We start from the raw sequence: 21,987 nt of genomic DNA, 5'->3' as shown, positions 1-21,987 counted from the left end.
GATTAAAGAAGATTGATTTGTTTCTCTACCCAACGATCGTCAAATACCAATTGGTAAATACGGTTATTGACTTGGAGATAATCGTCTCGCTTGACTACTAAGCCGGACATGATTAATTCTGTTTCTGCGGAATTATCAAGCGCGACAATTTGTCCAGTATGTAAAATTTGTTGGTAAAGTTCGAGCAGTTCGATCGCACGCTGTTTATCTTTGAGAATCCGATCGCGTATTGTTCGCAAATGTTCTGGTTGGTCTTGGGATTCCCAATTTTCGATAATATGCGATCGCACTAATTCTTCCACATAAGCTGCTTCATCGTTAGTGGGGATGGGAGAGTCGGAAGTGCAAATGAACTTGCAGACTTTTTGGGTGAGAAAAGGCTGTCCTCCCGTCCAGGCGATTACTTCTGTGAGTAGGGTTTGGGGATTGGTGACTCGTTTGGTCAATCCTTGCAGTAAAGGTTGCGCTTCATGCGCTTGGAAACCTTTGAGTTGAATTGCTTGACCGACATTAAAAGGAGTGCGGTTTTTATCTTGAATTAGTTGGGAAGGAGTCGCTACGCCTAACAGAACAAAATTCAAACGCTGATAGTCGGAACTGTCAGCGCGTTTGTTATAGCAAGTGCGGATGATGCCAAAAAATGCACTGCTGTCAAACTGAAGGTCGAGTATGCTATCGATTTCATCGATGAAAATAATAATTTTTTCGGAAATATTAGGTAACAAGACTTCGTTGATAAATTCTGATAAACGTTGTGGGGGAGATAATATTTGGAGATCGCGCCACCAAGCGCGGATATTCACTTTATCTAATAGTTGCAAACCACTGACTAGGAGGTAAGCAAAACCTGCATACCACTGTTCTAAAGTTGCCTGGGGATTGCTAATTACGGAAATGTCGATCGCAGTACAAGCAAAGCCTTCTGCTTGCATCTTTTTCATGATTTGGACGCGCAAGCTGGATTTACCCATCTGTCGGGTATTGAGGATGTAACAAAGTTGTCCGAGTCTTAAAGCTTTGTATAAATGTCGGTCTGCCGATCGCACTACATAAGTAGGTGCATCGATGGGCAAACTTCCGCCTACTTGGTAATCGTAATTCGGCGGTTCGTCTGCACTCCTGAGCAGCGCATTTTCGATTACTAATTCGGCTTGAGTTGCTTTGAGAATTTCCAGGGTGTGCGACAATTCTTTGGTGCGTTCTTCTACTTTTTGCTCCAAAGTTCGGTTATAATCTTCTAATTGTTCGTAGAGTTGAGCGTTTTCAATGGAGATGGCGGCTTGAGCGGCAATGATTTTTAAAGTTTCGACTCGTTGGGGGGTAAATGCGCCGATCGCGAGGTTATTTTCTAGGTAGAGGATGCCTGTTAGTTTGCCGCGATCGAGTAGGGGAGTGCAGAGGATCGATTTGGCTTGAGTAGCGATAATGTAAGCATCGCGGGTAAATTGTCCTTCTTCGGTGGCGTTATTTAATACTACGTTTTCCTGGCTGCGAGCGACGTAGTTAACGATGGCGGTTGATAGGAGGGGAATTCCAGTTGCAGGGTCTACAGAATCTACGGGAATGGATTGTAAAATGGTAATGCGATCGCCCTCTACGGGAGCATCCCGTTTTGGCAAAAAGACGTTTTTTTCAGGAGTGCGAGCGTCTCGCTCGCTATTCAATTCAGTAGCGAGCGAGACGCTCGCACTACCCAATCGGGATGCTCCCGACTCTACGGCTGCTTGGGCTTCTATAACCCAATTCCCGCCTTTATCCAGGATGAGAAAACCTTTTTCTGCGCCTGCGTTTTCGATCGCAGCTTGCATCACCTGGTTTAACAATTGTTCTAGAACGATTTCGCCGGAGATAGCTTGGGATGCTTTCATTACGGCGGCAAAATCCAAGGTTTCGCCCGCTCTTCCAGATGTTGTGGTAATCGAATTTTTGGTATTTTGAGTTGAACCAACCGACTGGAGAGCTAAAAACTGCGGGTATCGCGCTTCCAAATCTTTTACTTTCGCTACAGCGCCCCAACGCTGATAGGCATAGTGGGCATCTTGCAAATAGTGACGAGCAAGATGATTTTGATTTCTGGCTAAATAAAATCTTCCTGCTAGTTCGTAAGCGAGGGCTTCTTCGTTGAGATATTCGTTTTCCTGGGCTAGGGCGATCGCTTTGTCGTAATATTCTCTGGCATCTTTATCGTTGCCTAATACGCGATCGCGTTCTGCTTCGACTAGATAGAATTTGTGTAGGTAATTCATGGGAGCGTGCTTCGCCCATAGTTCCATCTTTTCTTGGTTGGCAGTGACTTTTTCAAGAATGCGATTTTGTTCTGTCTCTGAGGCATTAAGAAAAACTGCTAACCGAGCTAGCGAATCATATAAATAGGCTGGAGGAGCAAAGCAAGTTGTTGACGCATTAACTATATATTCTTCCAACTGAACTGCATTTTCAACTGCTTGCTGAAACTCATAAAAATGATAACACAGAGTAAGTTTATTAGTATACAAGTGAAGCATTGCGGTTCTATCTGTGACCTTAAGATGAAGCGGCACCATTTTCCTCTCATCGTATACTTCACCAATTAAACAAGACGGCTCTCCAGACCGTCCTATCAAGTTTAGGACTACCTGCCAAAATATTTGATGCCAATGAAGGAATCCTTCTTGCTTGAGTTGAGTAATAGCTTGATTGTAGGTTGCCTGTTCTCGTTCGAGTTCTAACAATTCCCTGCCACTCAAATAAGACATCATGCAGTAACCCATTGCACCACCGGCAGCAAATTCAAAATCTCCGCTTTCCAGTCCGCTTTGATAGGCTTCTAACTCGTATAGCAACACTTTCCTGAGATGCTCTTTCAAATGTCTTACAAAGTTACAGAAAACGTGGATTCTAGCTTGAAGTTTTTTGGCATTGAACCGTTCTAACAGATATAAAGCTAGCTGACCTAGTTGATATGCTGTATCAATCTGTCCGTTGCCACAGATAATCAATCCATAGTTAGCGTATGCAAAAGCTGACTCGGGTGCGTTGCCTTTCGTAACCGAAAGATTAACTTGTTTGCAGGCAATCAGGGGAATCAGTTCATTCACTGTTATGTAAGCAGAATTCCATACAATGGTCATAATCTGCATGGCTGCTAGTGCGATCGGATCGGTCATTGTTGGCAGGTCAATTAAGTCCGAGGGCGCTTTTCCTGTTAAAATTAACTGTGTCTCCTCCAGAGTAAGCATCGTATTCGCCAGACTTGGCTGTGTTGGAAAGACCACTCCTAACAACTTCAGCACTTTGAGCGCAGTGTTAACAGCTTCCAGGTGTTTGTTCTCTGCCCCATACCCTTGGATAGAAATTTCGTAGACTTTTACTTTGTCTAGCAGCGTCTTGGCTTGTTTCAGGACTATCTCCGTTAAGCGCTCCATTTCCTCAAAATCGGTACTCAGGTAAGCTGCCTCTGCTGCTTCTACATAGAGTTCTAGTGTTAGATCGTACTGCCTTTGCCAACTGCCTTCCTCTAGCAGATCCAGACCAAATTTAAAATAGTTAAATGCTGGTTGATAGGCTGCTGAAGCTTTAGCTTTCTTCCCTGCCTGTAGATTCAAATTCGCTAAAGCATCCCGTTCAGTTTGTTGGTCAATTAGCATCTGACCGATGTTCAATTGGTTAACAATATCAAATAGATTATCTTCAAGTTCCCTTGGCGACGTATTCTTTATTAACAATTGACCGACTCGCAGATGTACCGATTGTTTATCTGCTTGAGGAATGAGGGAATAAGCCGCTTGCTGAATTCGGTCATGGGCAAACTTGTATTCTACCGCTAACTGCTCGGACAGAGCTGCCACATCCATTTCTATCAATTTGTAGGCATCATTCAGTGGTAAGATTAAGCCTTCTGCGATCGCTGCCCAAAGATCCGTTGCTGTTTCTCGTGCTGCTTTCTCATAAACAATTGCCAACTGCTTCAAGTCAAATTTGTTTCCCATACAAGCTGCTAATTTCAAAACAGCTTGTGTCTGTGGTGGTAATTTTTGCACCTTAGCCACCATCAATTCTACTACGTTATCGGTTATTTGTTGGGCTTGTATTTGTCCTAAATCCCATTGCCAAGCAGCTCGTTCATAATTAAAAATGACTAATGCTTCGGCATACAAAAACTTTAAAAATTCACCGATAAAAAAAGGATTACCACCTGTTTTGGTTAGCACCAATTCAGCTAAAGATAGGGCGGTTGCTGATTGGCAGTGAAAAATATCGTTAATTAACTCGGTAATGTGTGGCAAGCCTAAAGGCGAAAGCGAAATCCGATTGACTGTTACTTTGGCTTTCTCGATTTCATTTAGAGTTAACATTAAGGGATGAACTGCATTAACTTCGTTATCCCGATAAGCTCCAATCAAAAATAGATATTTACTATCTGCTGCCGTCATTAACAGATCGATTAATTTTAATGAAGCCGCATCTGCCCATTGCAAATCGTCTAGGAAAAGTACCAGTGGATGTTCTTGACGGGTAAATACTTTAATGAAGTTTTGAAAGACTAGGTTAAAGCGGTTTTTTGCTTCTTTCGGTGGTAGTTCAGGGACAGCAGGTTGCGAACCAATAATTAGTTCCACTTCAGGAATAACTTCAATTATTACCTGTGCATTGGAACCTAAAGCCGCTAGAAGTTTTTCTTTCCAAGTGGCAATATCTGCCTCACTTTCCATTATCAGTTGTAGCACCAATGAGCGAAATGCTTGGATGAGTGAGGCGTAGGGAATATTGCGTTGAAACTGGTCAAATTTACCGGAGATAAAGTAACCGCGCTCGCGAGTAATAGGCTTATAGATTTCCTGCACTAAGACTGACTTGCCAATGCCGGAATACCCGGACACCAGCATCATTTCGCTAGTTCCCTGGCTAACGCGATTGTCCTCCGGACACGCTACGCGAACGAAAGCAGCTAACAATGTCTCAATTTCCCGTTCTCGTCCATACAGCTTTTGCGGAATTTGAAACTTGTCAGAAACATCCTGCTGACCGAGTGGGAAAAGGTCAATTTGTCCTTTAGCCTGCCACTGTCGCAAACATTCTTCTAAATCTGCTTTTAGCCCATGTGCTGATTGGTAACGCTCTTCAGCATTTTTGGACATTAACTTCAGAACTATCTCTGAGATTACTGGCGGAATATCTGGTTTGTATTCGTGCAGTGGCTCTGGTTGTCTGGCAAGATGACAATGCACTAATTCCAGTGCATCTTGGATAGGAAACGGTAATTGACCTGTCAGTAACTCGTAGAATGTCACCCCCAGTGAGTAAAAATCAGTTCGATAATCGATCGCCCGGTTCATTCTCCCAGTTTGTTCGGGCGAGATATAGGCCAGTGTCCCCTCCAACAAATTCGGATTGCGAAATGTTGAGTTTTCGCGTGAAAGTGTTGTAGAGATGCCAAAGTCAATTAGTTTGACTTGTCTAGTGGTCTGATTGAAAACAATATTCGATGGGTTAATATCTTTGTGGATAACGTGCTGCTGATGTACTTGACCTAAAATTTCAACAACCTGAATGGCAAGTGGGAGAAACTCAGCGAGAGCAAACGGTTGGTTCGGGATTGCACTATTGAGAGATTCACCGCCAAAGTCTTCCAACACCATTATCCACTGATACAAATGGTTTTCTAAGCCATAGGCTTTTACCACTCCTTTTTGAGTGAAGGATTGTGTCGTCTCATACTCTCGCTTAAACCAAGCTATTCTTTCCGGTGAGGGATAGGTTGGTTTGAGAATTTTGAGTACGATCGGTTGCGAATCTTCTATCCGATATCCACGATAGACAAAGGAATTGGCACTCTCATAGAGTTTTTCGGTGATTCGGTAGCCTGGAAAGGATGTCAACATTCATCTTAAGTTAATTTTCTTTAGAAGGTTCGGGCTCTGGTTCGGGGTCTGGATCGGGAAAAGGATCTTCTGGGTTAGGATCGTTGCAAATTTCTGCCAATGGAGTAAGGTTATCGGCAAAGAAAGCTGTAATTTTTGTACGACTCTTGCTCTCAATCAACGCCTTGTCCATTTCAGATAATCCGAACGCATCTGTCACGGTTTTAGGCTGCTGAGCAAATGCTATCTGCTGTTTGGGATTAATGGCGATATCGGTCAAAAAATTGAGTAGTTTGCTCATAGTCGATATGTCTCCTAACAATTTGAGAATAATTTCAACACGACACTAAAAGTGAATTATTTTATCGATCGACGCTAGCCCACTCCTCAGCTATCTTTGCTAACACTCTATCAATTTCCTCTTTGTTGAGGCGCTCATACCCTTCCTCATAAGCATGGAGTGCAAGCTCAGCGTACTGTCCAGAAGGCGACTCATCAAAACTATAGGTTTCTCTAGGATTCTCATACGGAGGAAGAAACAGATCGCCAAGGTCTAAAACTTCAGGCCGTTTAAAAACTTTTGCATAAGTTTTTAAGCTTATCTCTACATCTTGATAGGTAAGCTCCCATTCTCGTCGTGATTCTTCGATAAGTCCAGCGTCTTGCAAAGCGCGAGCTTTCTGCCTATGAACTACAGCCCGAAAAGCCCTCGCCCAGGCATACTTATCATTGCACTGAATTGCTCTATCGAAATCCTGTATTGCTTTATCGTAGTATGGCTGTTGTTGTGTGCCTTGTCCTCCACCGTCCTCTCCATTGAGTAGCCCAAGAAAGCGGTAGAGGAAACCCCTTCGGACGTAAGCCCAAGTATAGTTTGTGTCGATCTCGATCGCTTGGTTCAAATGCTGTTCTGCGTCCGTTAAAAGAATTTTTACGTTCTTATATATGCTTCTGGTTTTTTGGTCTATAGCCCACCAAATCTTGTTTTCACCCCGATGCGCCAAAGCCCAGGCATAATTAGGATTGCATTGAATTGCCTTCTCATACTTTTTGTCTGCTTCGTTGTAAAAGTGAGATTTACTAGGATTTAGGCGTTTCTCAATACCGCCTAAGTAAGAGAGAGTTGCACCCCAGTGAGCCCACGCCCACGCATAGGTGCTATCCGCTACAGTTGCTTGTTCAAAATACTGTGCTGCATTGTTAAGTATTTGACTGATGTTATCCTCAATATACTCATCTTCATTATACCTAGCCATCAACCGCAAATTCTCTCCTTCTCTGGCTTTAGATATGGCTTCTTTTCTGCCCATTGTGTGTCTCCTTATGTGTTGAGTGATTGTTCAAAAAACTGATCGAGCAACTAACTTGAGTTCTCTACATTGAAATTATGTTTCTAGTTGTGTTCGGCAATTAGCATTAATAACTTAGGAGAACTTCGCAGTTCCAGCCATGCTATATCGTGCGGTGCAAACTCGATCGCTTCATCATCAAGTAAGATGGCTTCTTGAAGATAATTCAACGCTTGCTCGGTCTTGCCTTCCAGGGCAGCTAAACCTCCTAATCGGTAAAGAACTATACCTCGCGCTTCAGAATTTACTAGACCTAGTAATGCGCTTCGCGCTGTATTGATATCTGGTTGAGCCTCAACTAATCCTTGCCAGCGAGTTTTGAATACAGCAATGTTGTAAAGAGCAAAACTATCGTCAGAATTCTCTAATAACGCTTCTCGGCAACAATCGATCGCCTCAGCATATCGCCCGCAATAACTGAGTAACATCCCGCGCTCGCTAAGCCGATCGTTAAACAGGGTTCGATCGAGGGCGATCGCTCTGTCGAAATCTACTAACGCCTCTTCATACCGTCTCAGCATATCATTAATGCGAGCGCGGTAAGCAATTGCCCAAGCATAGTCTGGCTTTAATTCAATAGAGCGGCTAAAATCCGCTAAAGCTTTTTCGTAATAACGATGTCCCATGAAGCGATAAGTTACGCCTCGATGAGCGATCGCCCAAGCATAGTCAGATTTTAATTCAATAGCCCGATCGAAGTCAACTAGGGCTTCGGGATAGCGTTTCATCATGCGGTATACTTCCCCTCGGCGGGCAATAGCCCAAACGTAGATGGGATTTTGTCCAACCGCTCGGCTAAAATCAGCTAGTGCTTCTTCATACTTTTTAAGTAAGCGGTAGATGTCTCCCCGATGGGCGATCGCTTTAATGTCGTTGGGATTATATGCGATAGTTTCATTCAAGTTGGCCAGAATTTCTCCATAGCTACTCAAGTTAACCCTCCTGATTAATTAATGATTGAAAACGTGGATGTTCCCGTAACTCAAGCCAAGCTACGTCGCGACGGGCTAATTCCAGTGGCTCATTGTCTAAAGAAATAGCTTCTTGGAGACAGTTCAATGCCAGATCCCAGTCGCCCTCAAGAGCAGCTAAACCACCTAATCTGTAAACAACACCAGCACGTTTGGATCGATCTTTGACCGCTTGTAAAACGTTTCGCGTTGTTTCGATCTCTGTTTGCGCCGCCGCCCTACCCTCGAAGCGTGCTTTGACAACAGCAAGGGTATACAGAGTAATATAGTCGTTTGAGTTATCCTTTAATCCTTGTTCGCAACAAGAAATTACTTCCGCATATCGCCCCATATAACTGAGTAGCAATCCGCGCTCACCAGGCCAATGGGCAATGATAGTCTTGTCAAGAGCGATCGCTCGATCGAAATCTACTAATGCTTCTTCATAGCTCCCCATTCTTATATAAAGGTTAATCCGGTAAACAAGCGCCCAAGGGTAATCAGGCTGCAAGCCGATGGCTTGATTAATATCAATTAAAGCATTCCTGTATTGCTTTAATTGGTAATAACTCGCGCCTCGGTGTGCAAGCGTCCAGGCGTGTTTGGGGTTAAGTGCGAGAGAACGGCTCAAATCAGCTATGGCTTCCTCGTAGCATTTCATCAGCCGATAAGTTTCGCCCCGGTGTGCGTGAGCCCAAGCATAATCAGGCTCCAACTCGATCGATCGATTAAAATCGTTTAGAGCTGCTTCAAACTGTCCCGTCAGCCGATAGTTTTCACCACGATGAGCCAGAGCCTTAGCATCGTCAGGGTTTTGTTTTATTCTTCGGTTCATGTCAGCTAAAGTTTCGCCTTTGCGTAGCGTGCCGGATGGCATATCGCCCCAGCGTGCAGAAGCCATATTCCTCTCCATACATGGCTTTTTTGTCTCTAGTTTCAGAAGAAGATGAAATCACATTACCAGGTTTTTTTCTCCTATTACACATATTTAATAAAATTAAACTTTTCATCTACGAGTAAAGAAACAATGTATCAAAAGCTACATTGTTTGGCAAAGTACCTTAAGTTTCTTTAACTCACATCTTGCACCAGTGCAAGAAACCGGGTTTCTTGCCCATAGCTAAACCTGAAAAATCCGCTCAATTGCTACGAAAGCGATCGCGAAAATATTGCCCGTACAACTCGCAACTTACCGTTGCCAAATTGCCTTGTAAATTTACCAACCCCATACTTTGTAACTTAGATGCCTGCACTAAATCTAACTCCACAGGTGTGCTGCTGTTGACAATTCGCACGAAAGCTGCTAGTAAATCAGGCTCCTGTTGTAGGTTCCACAGTTCTCGCTGTAGGCGATCGCCATAAATTCCCGCTGAGATACTAGAGGTTTGCAAAACTTGCTCTAGGGTGACATCGCCGCGCCCGATATGATAAAGAGCTAATCGTACTAAATAGGGATTTCCGTTTACAAAAGTCGTCAGTTGTTTAGCATTTTCAGCTGACCAATCCAGTCCTTGCCGTTTCGCCAAATCCTGCACTTGCTCGCTGTTAAATGGCGGTAATTCGATCGGCAGTCCTACATTAAAGGGCGATTTATTGGCAGTCAGCGGGATATATATCTCAGTGGAGTGTACCACAACTAAACGCAGTTTTCGCCAAATTTCCCGATTTTTGGCTTCCTCGTGCCAAGTTCGCAAAAGTCCGAAAAAGTCGCTCGCCAGGTTAGGATAGGGAAACAAGCGATCGATATCGTCCAACGCTAACACTACAGGTTTAGTTGTGCTGGTCAACAAATACTGCTCGAAGTACATCTTGCAGCTAACCTGACTGCCAAAAAGCTCATCCCAATAATCCTCTATCTGATTGCGAAGTTGCAATCCCAAACCGACGTTAGCGCAGAACCACCGCAAGAATTTATCCAAATCTTGAAAAATTTCTCTATCCGCCAACTGAAAATCGATCGTAATCGTCCGATAACCTTGCTCGGCGGCTTTGTGGAGAATCCGCGCCATCAGGGAAGATTTCCCCATCCGCCGGGGAGCTTGGATGCGAATCAGCGCTCCCGGTTGCAAAATTGCCTTGTAACACTCAGATTCAATTGAGTCGCGCTCCACATAAAAAGGCGAGTTGAGGGGAACTTGACCCCCCGGTAATTCCGGCTCGATGTCTTTTTCTTCTTTTTCTGGTGGTGGTGGGATTTCCGGTTCTTCCACTTCCTCACCTTGCGGAAACACCCAGGAATAATCATTTTGCTCCAAAACGAGATTGAAAGCGCTGAAGCACCTTTTCAGCGTGCTGCGATCGACCCCTATTTCGCGAGCGTAGATCTTCATCACGGTATTGATGGCTAACCGCGTGCGATCGCTCATTTGTTCCAGAGTATACCGATTGCCGTTATTGTCCTTCGATTCTGACTCGGCTTTAGCTGCTTCTAACTTCTGCAATCCTTGTAGGGTAAGGATTACACCGCGTTTGCGCTTTTCTTTGTGTTGATGTTGCAAGAGTATCATGCGATCGCACTCGATTTCCCAAGATAAGAAAAATTTTAGCAAGTTAAGGAGCTCAACTTTCACGATCCCAAAAAGTTTATCATCCCCAAAACCCAAGCCAGCAGCGAGTTTGATTAAATAATCCAGACAAATGTTAACTTGCGATCTTAACTTGCGATCTTAAATAGCAAAAGTTGAGTGGTGCAATCCGGTGAGGTGGTGCAAACTAAATACAGTGTTTTCACTGAACCAATAAAAGCAAGCTAGACAAAAGTTTACGCGCTTGCTGGAAGGAACGAGTGTGCGATCGCACAAAGGTCTATTAGACCTCTCCAAAAAAGAATATCAAAGGCAGGCAGAATGCCTACCCCACAAGAATTTTTGGAGATGTCTATTGTTGAGCTTTATCGCTAAAACTCAACAACATACCTAGAAATCTGTTTCTGTCTTGTAACACTTGCGTCAGATCTAAGCTTTATAGCCGCTTTTAAAAGAATCAGGCAGATCGTATCTTCTCTAAATTGAATGAAAAAGGGTAATCGCCATGACTTTATCGAGAACAATCAATTCATCAAAAGTAGCTAACAACCTCCTCGTACCCAGATACATAAAGGACGATATCTCAAAAACAAGCGGCGCTCTGCTATTAATGCAAACATACGCCACACGAATACTCGAGCAATCGGAATTATACTTTAATTTGCACGGTCATCAAGCAATTGCTAGCGATTTAAATTTTTATCGACAATTATGCGATCGGCACGCAAATTATATTTTAAATTCCCTGACACCTTCTATTATTTCAGCCATATCAGATATCGATGGTTTTGCCCAATTATTTCAAGAGTTTTATGTTGATTTTTTTGATATGGCTGCCAAAACAACTAAACAAAATGATCCTTTCGATCGCCTAATCCCTTTATTAGATAAATTAGAGATGGAAGCAAAAAAAAGAAAAGATGCTGCTCAGCAGATGGTAACAGCATTACATGATTTTAATGCTCGAATTATACTCGATAAGGAGAAATTTAATTTTGAATTGGAACGATTAAAGCAAAATATCAGCAATCCAATCGAAGTACTTGACAAACTTCCCGATCCAAGCAAAGCTCTTCAACAAGAAATACAGAAAAAGATTACTGGTGTTCTCGCTGCATCATTGTTGATTATTAGCGGTGCAGGAATAATAGGATTTGAGTCTCTTACCGCTCTGACCTCAAATACGACGGCAATATCAATTATCGTGGGTGCGATATCGGTAATTATTGCCGGATCGGGAGCATTAATCCATATCGGTAGCGCTCTCGTCGATTATAGTAATAAACTGCGGAAAAATTACCAACAAAATCCAGGAATATACACAGATATTGTCTTGGCAAATAGTCTAGCAGAGCATTTTGAGTCATTGTGCGAAACCACAAATTACATACTTGAATCTCACAAGTCCCTCAGTCTAGAATGGTCATCGATCGTTACTGGTATTAGGAGATTTAAACAAGAAATAATTCGCGCATACGATATGTCAAAAATTGCCCACCTAGAAGACTATTTAAACTTTGCTAGTAGAGAGTGGCATATCATCAGCCAAAGAGCGCAAAAAATGCTATTCCGCGTTGTCTTTCTCAAGCCAGAAGAGGTAAATCAGGTGCTAAATTTGTCAAATTAGAATACCAGTTCGATCGACACGTTCATAAATACCCAATCTCCTGCTAAAAATTTTCCATTTTCTCGTGTTTATAAACGAGCAGGATAAACTTTTTTAACCAACATAATTTTATCTATTTTTAGGTAAAATTAGACAATTTATGGCAAATCTAAAAGCAAGCCAAATTAAGAAGTTTTGAATCTTCTCTAAAATGGCGATCGCATAGCTCACCGTCTCTGTTTCGCATCTGCTCAAGTACGCTGTCAAATTCAAACTAACGAACAAACATTTGAAGCTTTTGCATACACAAAATCGGTACTAAACTATGCTTCATATTCCTGGTTATCAAGTCATTTCAAAAATTTATCAAGGTATACACACGATCGTTTATCAAGCGTTCCGAGAGTCAGACCAACAGCCTGTAATTCTCAAGATGATCGCTAGCGAACATCCTAGAATAGAACAAGTTACCCGCTTAAGACAAGAGTATAAAATCACTAAGGATTTAAATATAAAAGGTATTGTTAAAGCTCTAGAAATCAAAGAGTTTGGTAATAAATTTATATTGGTTCTAGAGTATTTTCAAGGTGTCTCTATTCGGGAAATAATTTATTTGCGATCGCTTCATATCAAAGAAATTTTAGAAATCGGGATTAAATTAGCATCAACGCTAGCCGAAATACATAAAAATCAGATAATTCACAAAGACATTAAACCGCACAATATACTGATAAATTTGCCAACAAAGCAGGTAAAGCTCAACGATTTTGGCATTGCGAGCAGCCTATCAAAAGAAACCCAAAATAACAGTCATCCCAATCAACTCTCCGGCACTCTTGCTTATATGCCACCGGAACAAACTGGTCGGATGAATCGTAGCATTGATTATCGCAGCGATTTTTATTCTTTAGGTGCTACTTTTTATGAAATGCTCACAGGAGAACTACCATTTAAAACCACTGACGCTCTCGAATTAATTCACTGCCATATCGCAGTTCAACCAGTACCGCCAGTAGAGATAAATAGCCACATTCCTCAAGTGCTTTCTGACATTGTAATGAAATTGATGGCAAAAACCGCTGAAGACCGCTACCAAAGCGCAGAAGGTCTGAAAGTGGACTTAGAAAATTGTTTGGATCGGCTAGAAAAGACAGGTAAAATTGAATATTTTACCATCGGTAGAGAAGATTTATCCAGCCAATTACTTATCCCGCAAAAACTGTACGGTCGGCAGGCAGAAGTTGAGCAACTTTTAGCATCTTTCCATCGCATCTGCAACGGCAACGCAGAAACGATTCTCGTAACAGGTTATTCCGGAATCGGCAAATCTGCCTTAGTCCATGAAATCCACAAACCGATTGTGAGACGGCGCGGCTATTTTATCTCTGGTAAATTCGATCAATTCAAGCGCAATATTCCTTATGCTGCTTTAATTGAAGCTTTTACCGAACTCATGCGGTTGCTATTAACAGAAAGTCAGTCAGAAATAGAAAATTGGAAACAAAAAATTCTCGCTGCATTAGGAGAGCAAGGCAGGATTGTCACCGAAGTTATTCCCGAACTAGAATTAATTATTGGCGAACAGCCAGAAGTACCGCAACTCGGGTTAACCGAATCCCAAAATCGATTTAATCGGGTGTTCAAGCAATTCATTCATGTTTTTACCCAAAAATCCCATCCTTTAGTTATTTTTTTGGACGATTTACAGTGGGTAGATTCCGCATCGCTCAATTTAATTTACCTGCTGATGACCGATCCCGATAGTCAATACTTGCTGGTCATCGGTGCTTACCGAGATAACGAAGTAAGCGCCACTCATCCCTTAATCGATACATTAGATAAAATTCGAGAAACTAACGATTGTTTGACGACAATTACCCTAAAACCTCTGAAAATAGATGATTACAAGCAATTAATCGCCGATACTTTTGTCAACCCAGATTCTAGACAAAGAGTCAAAATTTTAGCCGAGCTTTTGTACAGTAAAACTCAAGGCAATCCCTTCTTTTTAATTCAATTACTCAAAAATCTTTATCAAGAAAAGCTGATTGTCTATAACTTCAATAAGCGGCAGTGGCAGTGGGATATTGAAGAAATTCAAGCAATTGGGATTACTGATAAAACGGTGATTGAGTTAATCACAAGCCAGATTGAAAAACTGCCAGAAAGTAGCCAAAAAGTATCAAAATTGGCTGCTTGTCTCGGCAATCGCTTTAGTTTAGATGTGCTGGCGATCGTCAATGAAGAATCTCCTTTAATTACCTCGGCACTACTTTGGTCAGCACTGCAAGCAGGCTTAATTTTGCCGTTAAACGATGCTTACAAAATACCTTTGTTTTTCGTGCCAGAAATATCGGCTAACGAACAACTTGATGATATCGTTTTCAATGCTGGTAATTCTTTGCACATACCCTATAAATTTTTGCACGATCGCGTCCAGCAAGCAGCTTATTCTCTAATTCCAGAAACAGAAAAAAAATCTACTCATTTCCAGATCGGTCAACTCTTACTAAAACATACTACGCCAGAACAACAAAAAGAAAATATTTTCGCACTGGTAAATCAACTTAATTTCGGAGTAGATTTAATTACCGAAGTATCCGAAAAATGCGAACTAGCTCATCTTAATTATGTCGCTGCTGAAAAAGCTAAAGCCGCAACTGCTTACGAAGCCGCACTTAGGTATTTGAATGTTGCTTTGGAACTTTTAGCTGACGATTGTTGGGAAGATTGCTACGACTTGACCTTGGCAATTTATGAGTCAGCAGTAGAAGCGCAATACCTTAACTCCCACTTTGAAGAAGCGGAAAACTTAGCCAAAATAGTTTTATTGCAAGCCAAAAGTTTGCTTGACAAAGTTAAAATTTACTACAAATTAATTGAGTTGTATTATTATCAAAATAAAATGCTCCAAGCTGGAGACACAGGCTTGGAAGTTTTAGCAATGCTAGGAGTTACTCTGGACAATCAATTAGAAACTGAAAAAAACTTACCAGACATTCTTTACGAGCAATTAAACGGAAAAATTAAGCATATTCAAGATTTACAAAATCTCCCGTTAATGACAGATCTAGATAAAATGGCGGCACTCCGAATTTTATCTGCGATCGCTATTCCAGTTTATGTGACATCTCCCCATCTTTATTTATTAGTTATTTTTAAAATGGTCGAGCTATGTATTGAATATGGTAACTCTCCTTTAGCTCCACTGGTATATGCAGAATATGCCAAACTCATGAGTGCAGTATTGTTTAATTTTAACGATGGATACCAATTTGGCAAACTCAGCGTAAAACTGTTGGATCGGTTTAATGCTAAAGAGCTAAAATGTAAAGTTTATTTCTTATTTAATACAATGGTTAGGCACTGGAAAGAACCATTTCTCGAAATACTAGATCCTCTAATTGAAGGAATTCAAAGCGGTCTTGAAACTGGAGATATAGATTATACCTGCGACTCTACCCTCCACTATTGTACCTTTTCTTTGTTTGGTGGTATAAATTTAGAGTTAGTCGAAGAAAGATGCTCTAAATACATTGAATTGGTTGACAGTTTCAAACAAAATAGTAGTTCGATCGCACTAAAAATATGGAAACAATTTGTATTAAACCTAAGAGGAGGTGCGATCGATAACTGTATTTTGATTGGGGATGCTTTAAATGAACAAGAAACTTTGCTATATTTACAAGAAACTCATCATGATAGCTTGCTAGCCATTCTCTACATAGCTAAAACAATTATTTTGTATTTATTTAAACAATATGACGGAGCCGTTACTAATGCCGCATTAGCAAAACAGCACATCTCCTCTGTTGGCGGCACACACTACGTTTCCGAACTCAATTTCTACCAATCTCTGGCTATCTTAGCACAGTACCCGCAAACAAATACCCAACTGGAAATTATGGAAGAAAACCAAAAAATGTTAGAAAATTGGGCATCTTTTGCTCCCTGTAACTTTCAGCATAAATACGATCTAGTAGAAGCAGAGAAAGCCAAAGCTTTGGGGCAAAATGAAAAAGCAATGGATTTGTATGAAAGAGCAATCCACGGCGCTATCAAACAAGGATATGTGCAAGAAGAAGCTTTAGCTTGCGAACTAGCCGCAGAGTTTCATTTGGGACTTGGCAGACAAAAAATTGCTAAAACATACATGACTGATGCTTACTATGCCTATATGCGCTGGGGTGCGGTGGCAAAACTTAAAGATTTGGACTCAAGATATCCAGATCTAATTTACCGCACAGAAGCTCCCAATTTAAACTTGATGCAATCCAGCAACCAATTTTCGACAATATCCACTGCAACTACTGTGAATAATTCCACAGATTCAATGCTGGATTTGGCTACAGTGGTAAAAGCAACGCAAGCAATATCGGGAGAAATCCAGTTAGATAAACTACTGGCTTCTTTAATCAAAATTTCGATAGAGAATGCCGGCGCTAGAAAAGGATTCTTACTTTTACCTAAAGGTAAAAAAATAGCGATCGAAGCTGTTGCATCCGTAGATACAGAAGAAGTTGTTGTACGACAATCTATTCCATTGGAATCCAATCAAAATTTGCCATTAACAGTAATTAACTATGTGTTGAGAACAAAATCAAATGTAGTTTTAAGTGATGCTAGCACGCAAGGAAGATTTACCAGCGATTCTTATATTGTAAGGCACAAAGCTAAATCTATTTTATGCCAGCCTATTTTTAATCAAGGCAAATTTATCGCTATTCTTTACTTAGAAAACGATCTGATTGTCGGTGCTTTTACTTTGGACAGGTTGAAGATATTAAACATAATTTCTACTCAAGCTGCTATTTCATTAGAAAATGCGCTACTTTACGAAAATTTAGCCACAGCCAATCGGCAATTAGAAGATTATTCCCATAAACTGGAACAGCGGGTAGAAGAGCGCACGCGGCAATTAAAAGCGAAAGAAGCTCGTCTGGCTGAGGCTGAAAGATTGGCACGTTTAGGTAATTGGGAATTCGATTTAATCGCAGATAAAATTACTTGGTCGGATGAAGTATTTCGCATTTTCGGGCGTCATCCAGAACAACTAGAGCCAACTTTTTTAGAACACCAACAGTTGATTCATCCAGATGACTGGAAACTTTTAAATACTGCAATAGAGTCAGCTATTCATAAAGGAAAATCCTATGAAATAGAATTTCGGATCGTCCGTCCTGATTGTATCAAATATGTGGTGGGTAAAGGACAGGCTATTAAAAACTATGAAGGTAAAACGATTAAGCTGTTTGGCACTATACAGGATATCAGCGATCGCAAATTAGCAGAAGAAGCTTTGCGTCAATCGGAAGCGCAGTTAAGAGAGCAAGCCCAGCAATTACATCTGACTTTGCACTCGCTACGACAAACTCAAGCTCAACTAATTCAAAGTGAAAAAATGTCTGGTTTGGGGCAGATGGTAGCGGGGATTGCCCATGAGATTAACAACCCGATTAATTTCATTTACGGCAACGTTGAATATACTTGTAATTACATTCAAAATCTGCTGGATTTGATTCAGATATATCAGAGAGAATACCCAAATCCAACAGCGAAAGTAAAAAAAATTACCGAAGAAATAGAGTTAGACTTTATCAGAGAAGATTTGCCAAAAATACTCACTTCCATGAGTCTGGGGGCATTACGCATCAGCGAAATAGTGCGATCGCTCAGGAATTTTTCTCGCCACGATGAAAGCGCCGCCAAACAAGTGGACATTCATTCCGGTATCGATAGTACGCTACCGATCTTACAGCATCGTCTGCATTCTCCGATTTGTACCAAGAAAGAAGAACAAGGAAAAATTCCAGAAATTCAAGTTAATAAAGAGTACGGGCAGTTGCCTTTAATCAATTGTTACCCAGGCGAATTAAACCAAGTGTTTATGAATCTGCTCAATAATTCTATTGATGCTTTGGTGGAAGGATATAAGAAAGGATATAATCAACAGCCAACAATTTGGATTCGGACTTATCAGATTAATTCAGAACGCATAGCTATAGCGATCGCAGATAACGGTATCGGCATGAATCCAGTTATCCTTTCTAAAATATTCGAGCCTTTTTTCACCACTAAACCGGTAGGTTCCGGTACGGGTTTGGGTTTATTTATCTCCTACCAGATTGTAGTCGAAAAACATGGTGGCCAGTTAAATTGTAATTCCGAACTCGGTAAGGGGACAGAATTTGTAATTGAAATTCCCATCAATCGATTTTAAATTTTAGGTAAGCATTTTGTGCTGTTTTTTGATACTGAAATAAACCAAACGATGTACATTGAACATATTTCAACGTACATCGATATTTCAAATTAGTAACTATTTTCTACTTACCAAAAGCATCTTTGATGCCATCAATAGCGCTTTCAAAAGCATTCTTGGTGTTATCTATTGCTTCTTGAGTGCGAGCGGAGTCTTCATTTGCGCGTTTCTCAATTCGATCTGCATCTCTTAGCTTTGCGCTCGATGAAATTTCCATCGCTGTCTGTTGCTTGCTCAACGCGACTGGCATTTTTATTTGCCGTTTCCTTAACTTGCTCTGCCGCATCTCGGACAAAATTCTTGGTTCGTCCAGCATCTTCACTGGCTTTTCCTTGAGCCTGACTGCCCACATCTGCTGATGCGATCGCGTTTGTAAGAGGTGCAGCCATTGCGGGGCTGTTCGCGAAGAATGCTCCTACCCAAAAGAAGGCGATCGCCGATACGCAAAACAGAGATGTAACCATCCACTGTCCAACAGTTGATAGTCGTTTTGTCACAAAATTCAGTTTCATTGAATACAAACTCCATGAGATTTAATATCCTATTCGTACCCGATCTGGCCGATCGTTTAAACCGCTCTCTAGAGAGAGTTTCTCTTTCGTAAATTCTGAAGTGCTATCCCTCTTTTGGTAGATAGATTCAGATCGAGAAGTCGCATTTTGTCAAATTTTTTCTAAATCCATCAACCATTTGCTTAAAGTAGCTGAATTTTGTTTAAATAAGATTGCGTTCTATAAAAGACAAATCCAACGCACCAAAATTAGTTACCAAAGCTACATTTAAATTTTCCAGAGATTTGACCAGCCACAAGATTTCATTTACAGTTTTAGATTCATAGTAATTAAACAAAAGCGAAAATCGCTTTTCTAGATGCGGTTTAACTTTGCTGGAAAGCAAGACGATTTTGAGCAACAAGCCGATTGTGCGGAGCGTACCCATATTAGAAATCATATCAATAAAAAGATAGTAATTGGAGTGCTGGGGACTTTCCACCAAAAAGTTGAATAATTGGCTGCAAGTCCGCATCAATAAAAATTCATCTAATTTTTGGTTATCGTTTTCCGGAAATGTATTTTTTAATTGATTGTACAAGCGATCGTTAAATTGATGCTTGCCGTATTTCGTCTCAATAGAAGCAATCAGGTATTCGTATAGCTCTGCTTTAAATGCTCGGTAAGATTTCGCCCTTGCTACACGAGTTAGGAAGACTCTTGCCAAATCTCGGTATGTGTAAGATTCTTCGACTTTGCCGACAAATTCCTTAATAGCCGAATACAATTCTCCATCGCTTAGCAAGGTGGGGTTGGCGAGAGAAAATTCTGTTCCTTGTATTGATGAGACAGAATAATTCATTTGCATTCGCCCAATCAAATAAGGCATATATTGAGCAAGATTTAGCTCATATTCGCGCTGCTTTTGGCGTTGAATTTCTCGGATTGTTTGTCTGTGTTCGTAAGAGTTATTTTCAGGTAGCAGATAATGAGTATACAAATAAGGATATCGGCCAATTAATTGCCCTAAATAATTATTGACTTCTTCCACATTTACAAGCAGATTAGGCTCTACAACTTGCGCTAAACGTTGGAGAGTGTGATACTCTTCACTGGCAGTGAAATGTAATAGCAACTCTTGCAAGCGCTTGACTAAGTGAGAACGAGATGCTAAGTAGATAAAACGGGAGGAGGAATTTTTAAACAAAGCCACTAAGTCAGCGATCGCACTTTGTTTGTGCGAGTGCAATTGCCAGCGATTGATGAGGATATGGCAGCAACGGTTGAGCAAATTGATAAATTCTTGTTCGTTACCTAAAAAAGCGATAACTCTGTATAGAGCCGCTTCAATTTCTGGATCGGGATAACCCATGCCGTCGATAAACAACTTGCGAAAACGGTCAATTAACTTCGTCGGTGACTCTTTTTGTACTAAGTAGAGGAAGTGATCGTATAAAAACTGAGCATCGCTGTTTGTAGAGCGATTCTCATCATATCTAGAATAATTATTTTGTTTGATTGTGACTAAGACCTTTTTCTGACTGCCATTCAAAAAATCATAGTCCTGAGCAGTTAATGTTTTATCTGCTGCCCATGCTAAAGCTGCCTGTAATTTTTCTCCTCTCAAGAATCGCGATTCATCCAGACGACCTGAAACTAACCAAGCTTCAAAATCTGCTTTGTAAGGTCGTCTTTCTGCTAATTTTTGTTGAACCCAATTAGAGTTAAAGATTAACTTGTAAATGTTATTATAAACCCTTAACTTGCCTTGCTGTTTGACTATCAAACCGCTCAGGCGCAAATCCATTTCTTCGGGAGTGTCATTAGCAGGAATTTCCCCGGCAAGCAAAATTCGCTGGTATAAAGCTAAAAGTTTACTGCTGTTGGGGTCGCGCCCCAAGAGGCGATCGCGTATCGTCCGCAAATGCTCTGGTTCGTCTTGGGCTTCCCAGTTTTCGATTATACAATTTTTCACGAGGTTTTCGATCGCCTCTGCTTCCGCACCTTCACGAATAAAATTTGAAGAGGAGATCGACATTTTACAAAGCTTTTGAGTGAGGAAAGGTTTGCCACCCGTCCAATCTAAAATTTCTTTAAGCACTGCCTTGGGATTGTCGGCTTTGGGGGCTAATCCTGCGGCTAAAGCAAAGCATTCGTGCAGTTGAAAGCCAGTCAAACGAATCGCTTGACCGATATTAAAAGGTGTGCGACTTCTATCTTGAATTAATTCTGAGGGAGTCGCTACTCCTAAGAGCGCCCATATCAGGCGTTTGTATTCGGGATGATAGTGACGCTTTTCAAAACAGGAACGAATTAAAGCAAAAAAATCATCTACTTTGAAATTGAGACTGAGAACGCTGTCTATTTCATCGACAAAGATAGCAATTTTTTGGGGAATTTCTTTTAGCAGGATTTCGCAGATAAATTCGCTCAAGCGTTGTACGGGAGAGAGAAATTCGCGATCGCACCACCAAGCGCCAAGATCGACTTTATCTAAAAGGTTGAAACTATTTGCCAAGGTGTAGGTAATCCCTGCGTACCATTGATCGGGAGTGATATTCTGACTGCCGATCGCTGTCAGGTCAACTACAGCACAAACAACGCCATTGGCGGCAAGGCGTCGCACCATCTGCACCCGCAAGCTGGATTTGCCCATCTGTCGCGAGTTGAGGACGTAGCAGAACTCTGCCGCCATCATGTGTTTGTAGAAATCGAAGTCCGCCTGCCTGGTGACGTAGGTAGGTGCATCCAGGGGCAAGCTACCGCCAACTTGGTAATCATAAGCTAAGTTCGGGTCTGCTCTCATTCATACACCTTGCGATCGGGATGAGAATGCTGCGATTAATATCCTAATTAAAGCATTGCAAATACTTGGCTATGTATCAAATACGGTAGGGCATACCGAAATTAACGCTTGTGGAGAGATGACCCTCTACCTGAACTTGGAAACAATGTTCAAGCAAG

At 41.3% G+C, this 21,987-nt stretch carries 10 protein-coding genes; 2 read left to right on the top strand and 8 right to left on the bottom strand.

Going from position 1 to position 21,987, the window contains the following annotated elements:
- Nucleotides 1-2 precede the first annotated feature (2 nt).
- From ACE1CD_RS26705 to ACE1CD_RS26680, 6 genes are all read right to left on the bottom strand, one after another.
- Nucleotides 3-5,861, bottom strand: a complete 5,859-nt coding sequence (locus ACE1CD_RS26705) for an AAA family ATPase (RefSeq protein ID WP_374826787.1) — start codon at nt 5,859-5,861, stop codon at nt 3-5.
- Between the two features lie 10 nt (nt 5,862-5,871).
- On the bottom strand, nt 5,872-6,141 hold the full coding sequence (locus ACE1CD_RS26700; protein WP_374826786.1) for a hypothetical protein: 270 nt from the start codon (nt 6,139-6,141) through the stop codon (nt 5,872-5,874).
- Between the two features lie 61 nt (nt 6,142-6,202).
- Nucleotides 6,203-7,150 carry a hypothetical protein gene (locus tag ACE1CD_RS26695; RefSeq protein ID WP_374826785.1) on the bottom strand — a complete coding sequence of 316 codons (948 nt, stop codon included), beginning with the start codon at nt 7,148-7,150 and terminating at the stop codon, nt 6,203-6,205.
- An 83-nt stretch (nt 7,151-7,233) separates the two neighbouring features.
- On the bottom strand, nt 7,234-8,121 hold the full coding sequence (locus tag ACE1CD_RS26690) for a tetratricopeptide repeat protein (protein WP_374826784.1): 888 nt from the start codon (nt 8,119-8,121) through the stop codon (nt 7,234-7,236).
- A 1-nt stretch (nt 8,122) separates the two neighbouring features.
- Nucleotides 8,123-9,040 carry a tetratricopeptide repeat protein gene (locus tag ACE1CD_RS26685; protein ID WP_374826783.1) on the bottom strand — a complete coding sequence of 306 codons (918 nt, stop codon included), beginning with the start codon at nt 9,038-9,040 and terminating at the stop codon, nt 8,123-8,125.
- 238 nt (nt 9,041-9,278) lie between these two features.
- Nucleotides 9,279-10,709, bottom strand: coding sequence for an AAA-like domain-containing protein (locus ACE1CD_RS26680; RefSeq protein WP_374826782.1), 1,431 nt, complete (start codon nt 10,707-10,709; stop codon nt 9,279-9,281).
- Between the two features lie 460 nt (nt 10,710-11,169).
- On the opposite strand from ACE1CD_RS26680, the gene ACE1CD_RS26675 reads away from it, so the two are divergent.
- Nucleotides 11,170-12,291: an HBL/NHE enterotoxin family protein gene (locus tag ACE1CD_RS26675; RefSeq protein WP_374826781.1), complete on the top strand. Its 1,122-nt coding sequence runs from the start codon at nt 11,170-11,172 to the stop codon at nt 12,289-12,291.
- Between the two features lie 304 nt (nt 12,292-12,595).
- Complete coding sequence (locus tag ACE1CD_RS26670; RefSeq protein WP_374826780.1) at nt 12,596-18,490, top strand: AAA family ATPase; 5,895 nt, start codon at nt 12,596-12,598, stop codon at nt 18,488-18,490.
- A 212-nt stretch (nt 18,491-18,702) separates the two neighbouring features.
- Here ACE1CD_RS26670 and ACE1CD_RS26665 read toward each other — a convergent pair whose 3' ends face one another.
- Nucleotides 18,703-19,044, bottom strand: coding sequence for a hypothetical protein (locus ACE1CD_RS26665; RefSeq protein WP_374826779.1), 342 nt, complete (start codon nt 19,042-19,044; stop codon nt 18,703-18,705).
- A 202-nt stretch (nt 19,045-19,246) separates the two neighbouring features.
- Complete coding sequence (locus ACE1CD_RS26660) at nt 19,247-21,829, bottom strand: AAA-like domain-containing protein (protein WP_374826778.1); 2,583 nt, start codon at nt 21,827-21,829, stop codon at nt 19,247-19,249.
- Nucleotides 21,830-21,987 lie beyond the last annotated feature (158 nt).

The organism is Aerosakkonema sp. BLCC-F183, from assembly GCF_041929145.1.
Classification (GTDB): domain Bacteria; phylum Cyanobacteriota; class Cyanobacteriia; order Cyanobacteriales; family Aerosakkonemataceae; genus Aerosakkonema.
This window is presented reverse-complemented; position numbering and strand designations above follow the sequence as displayed.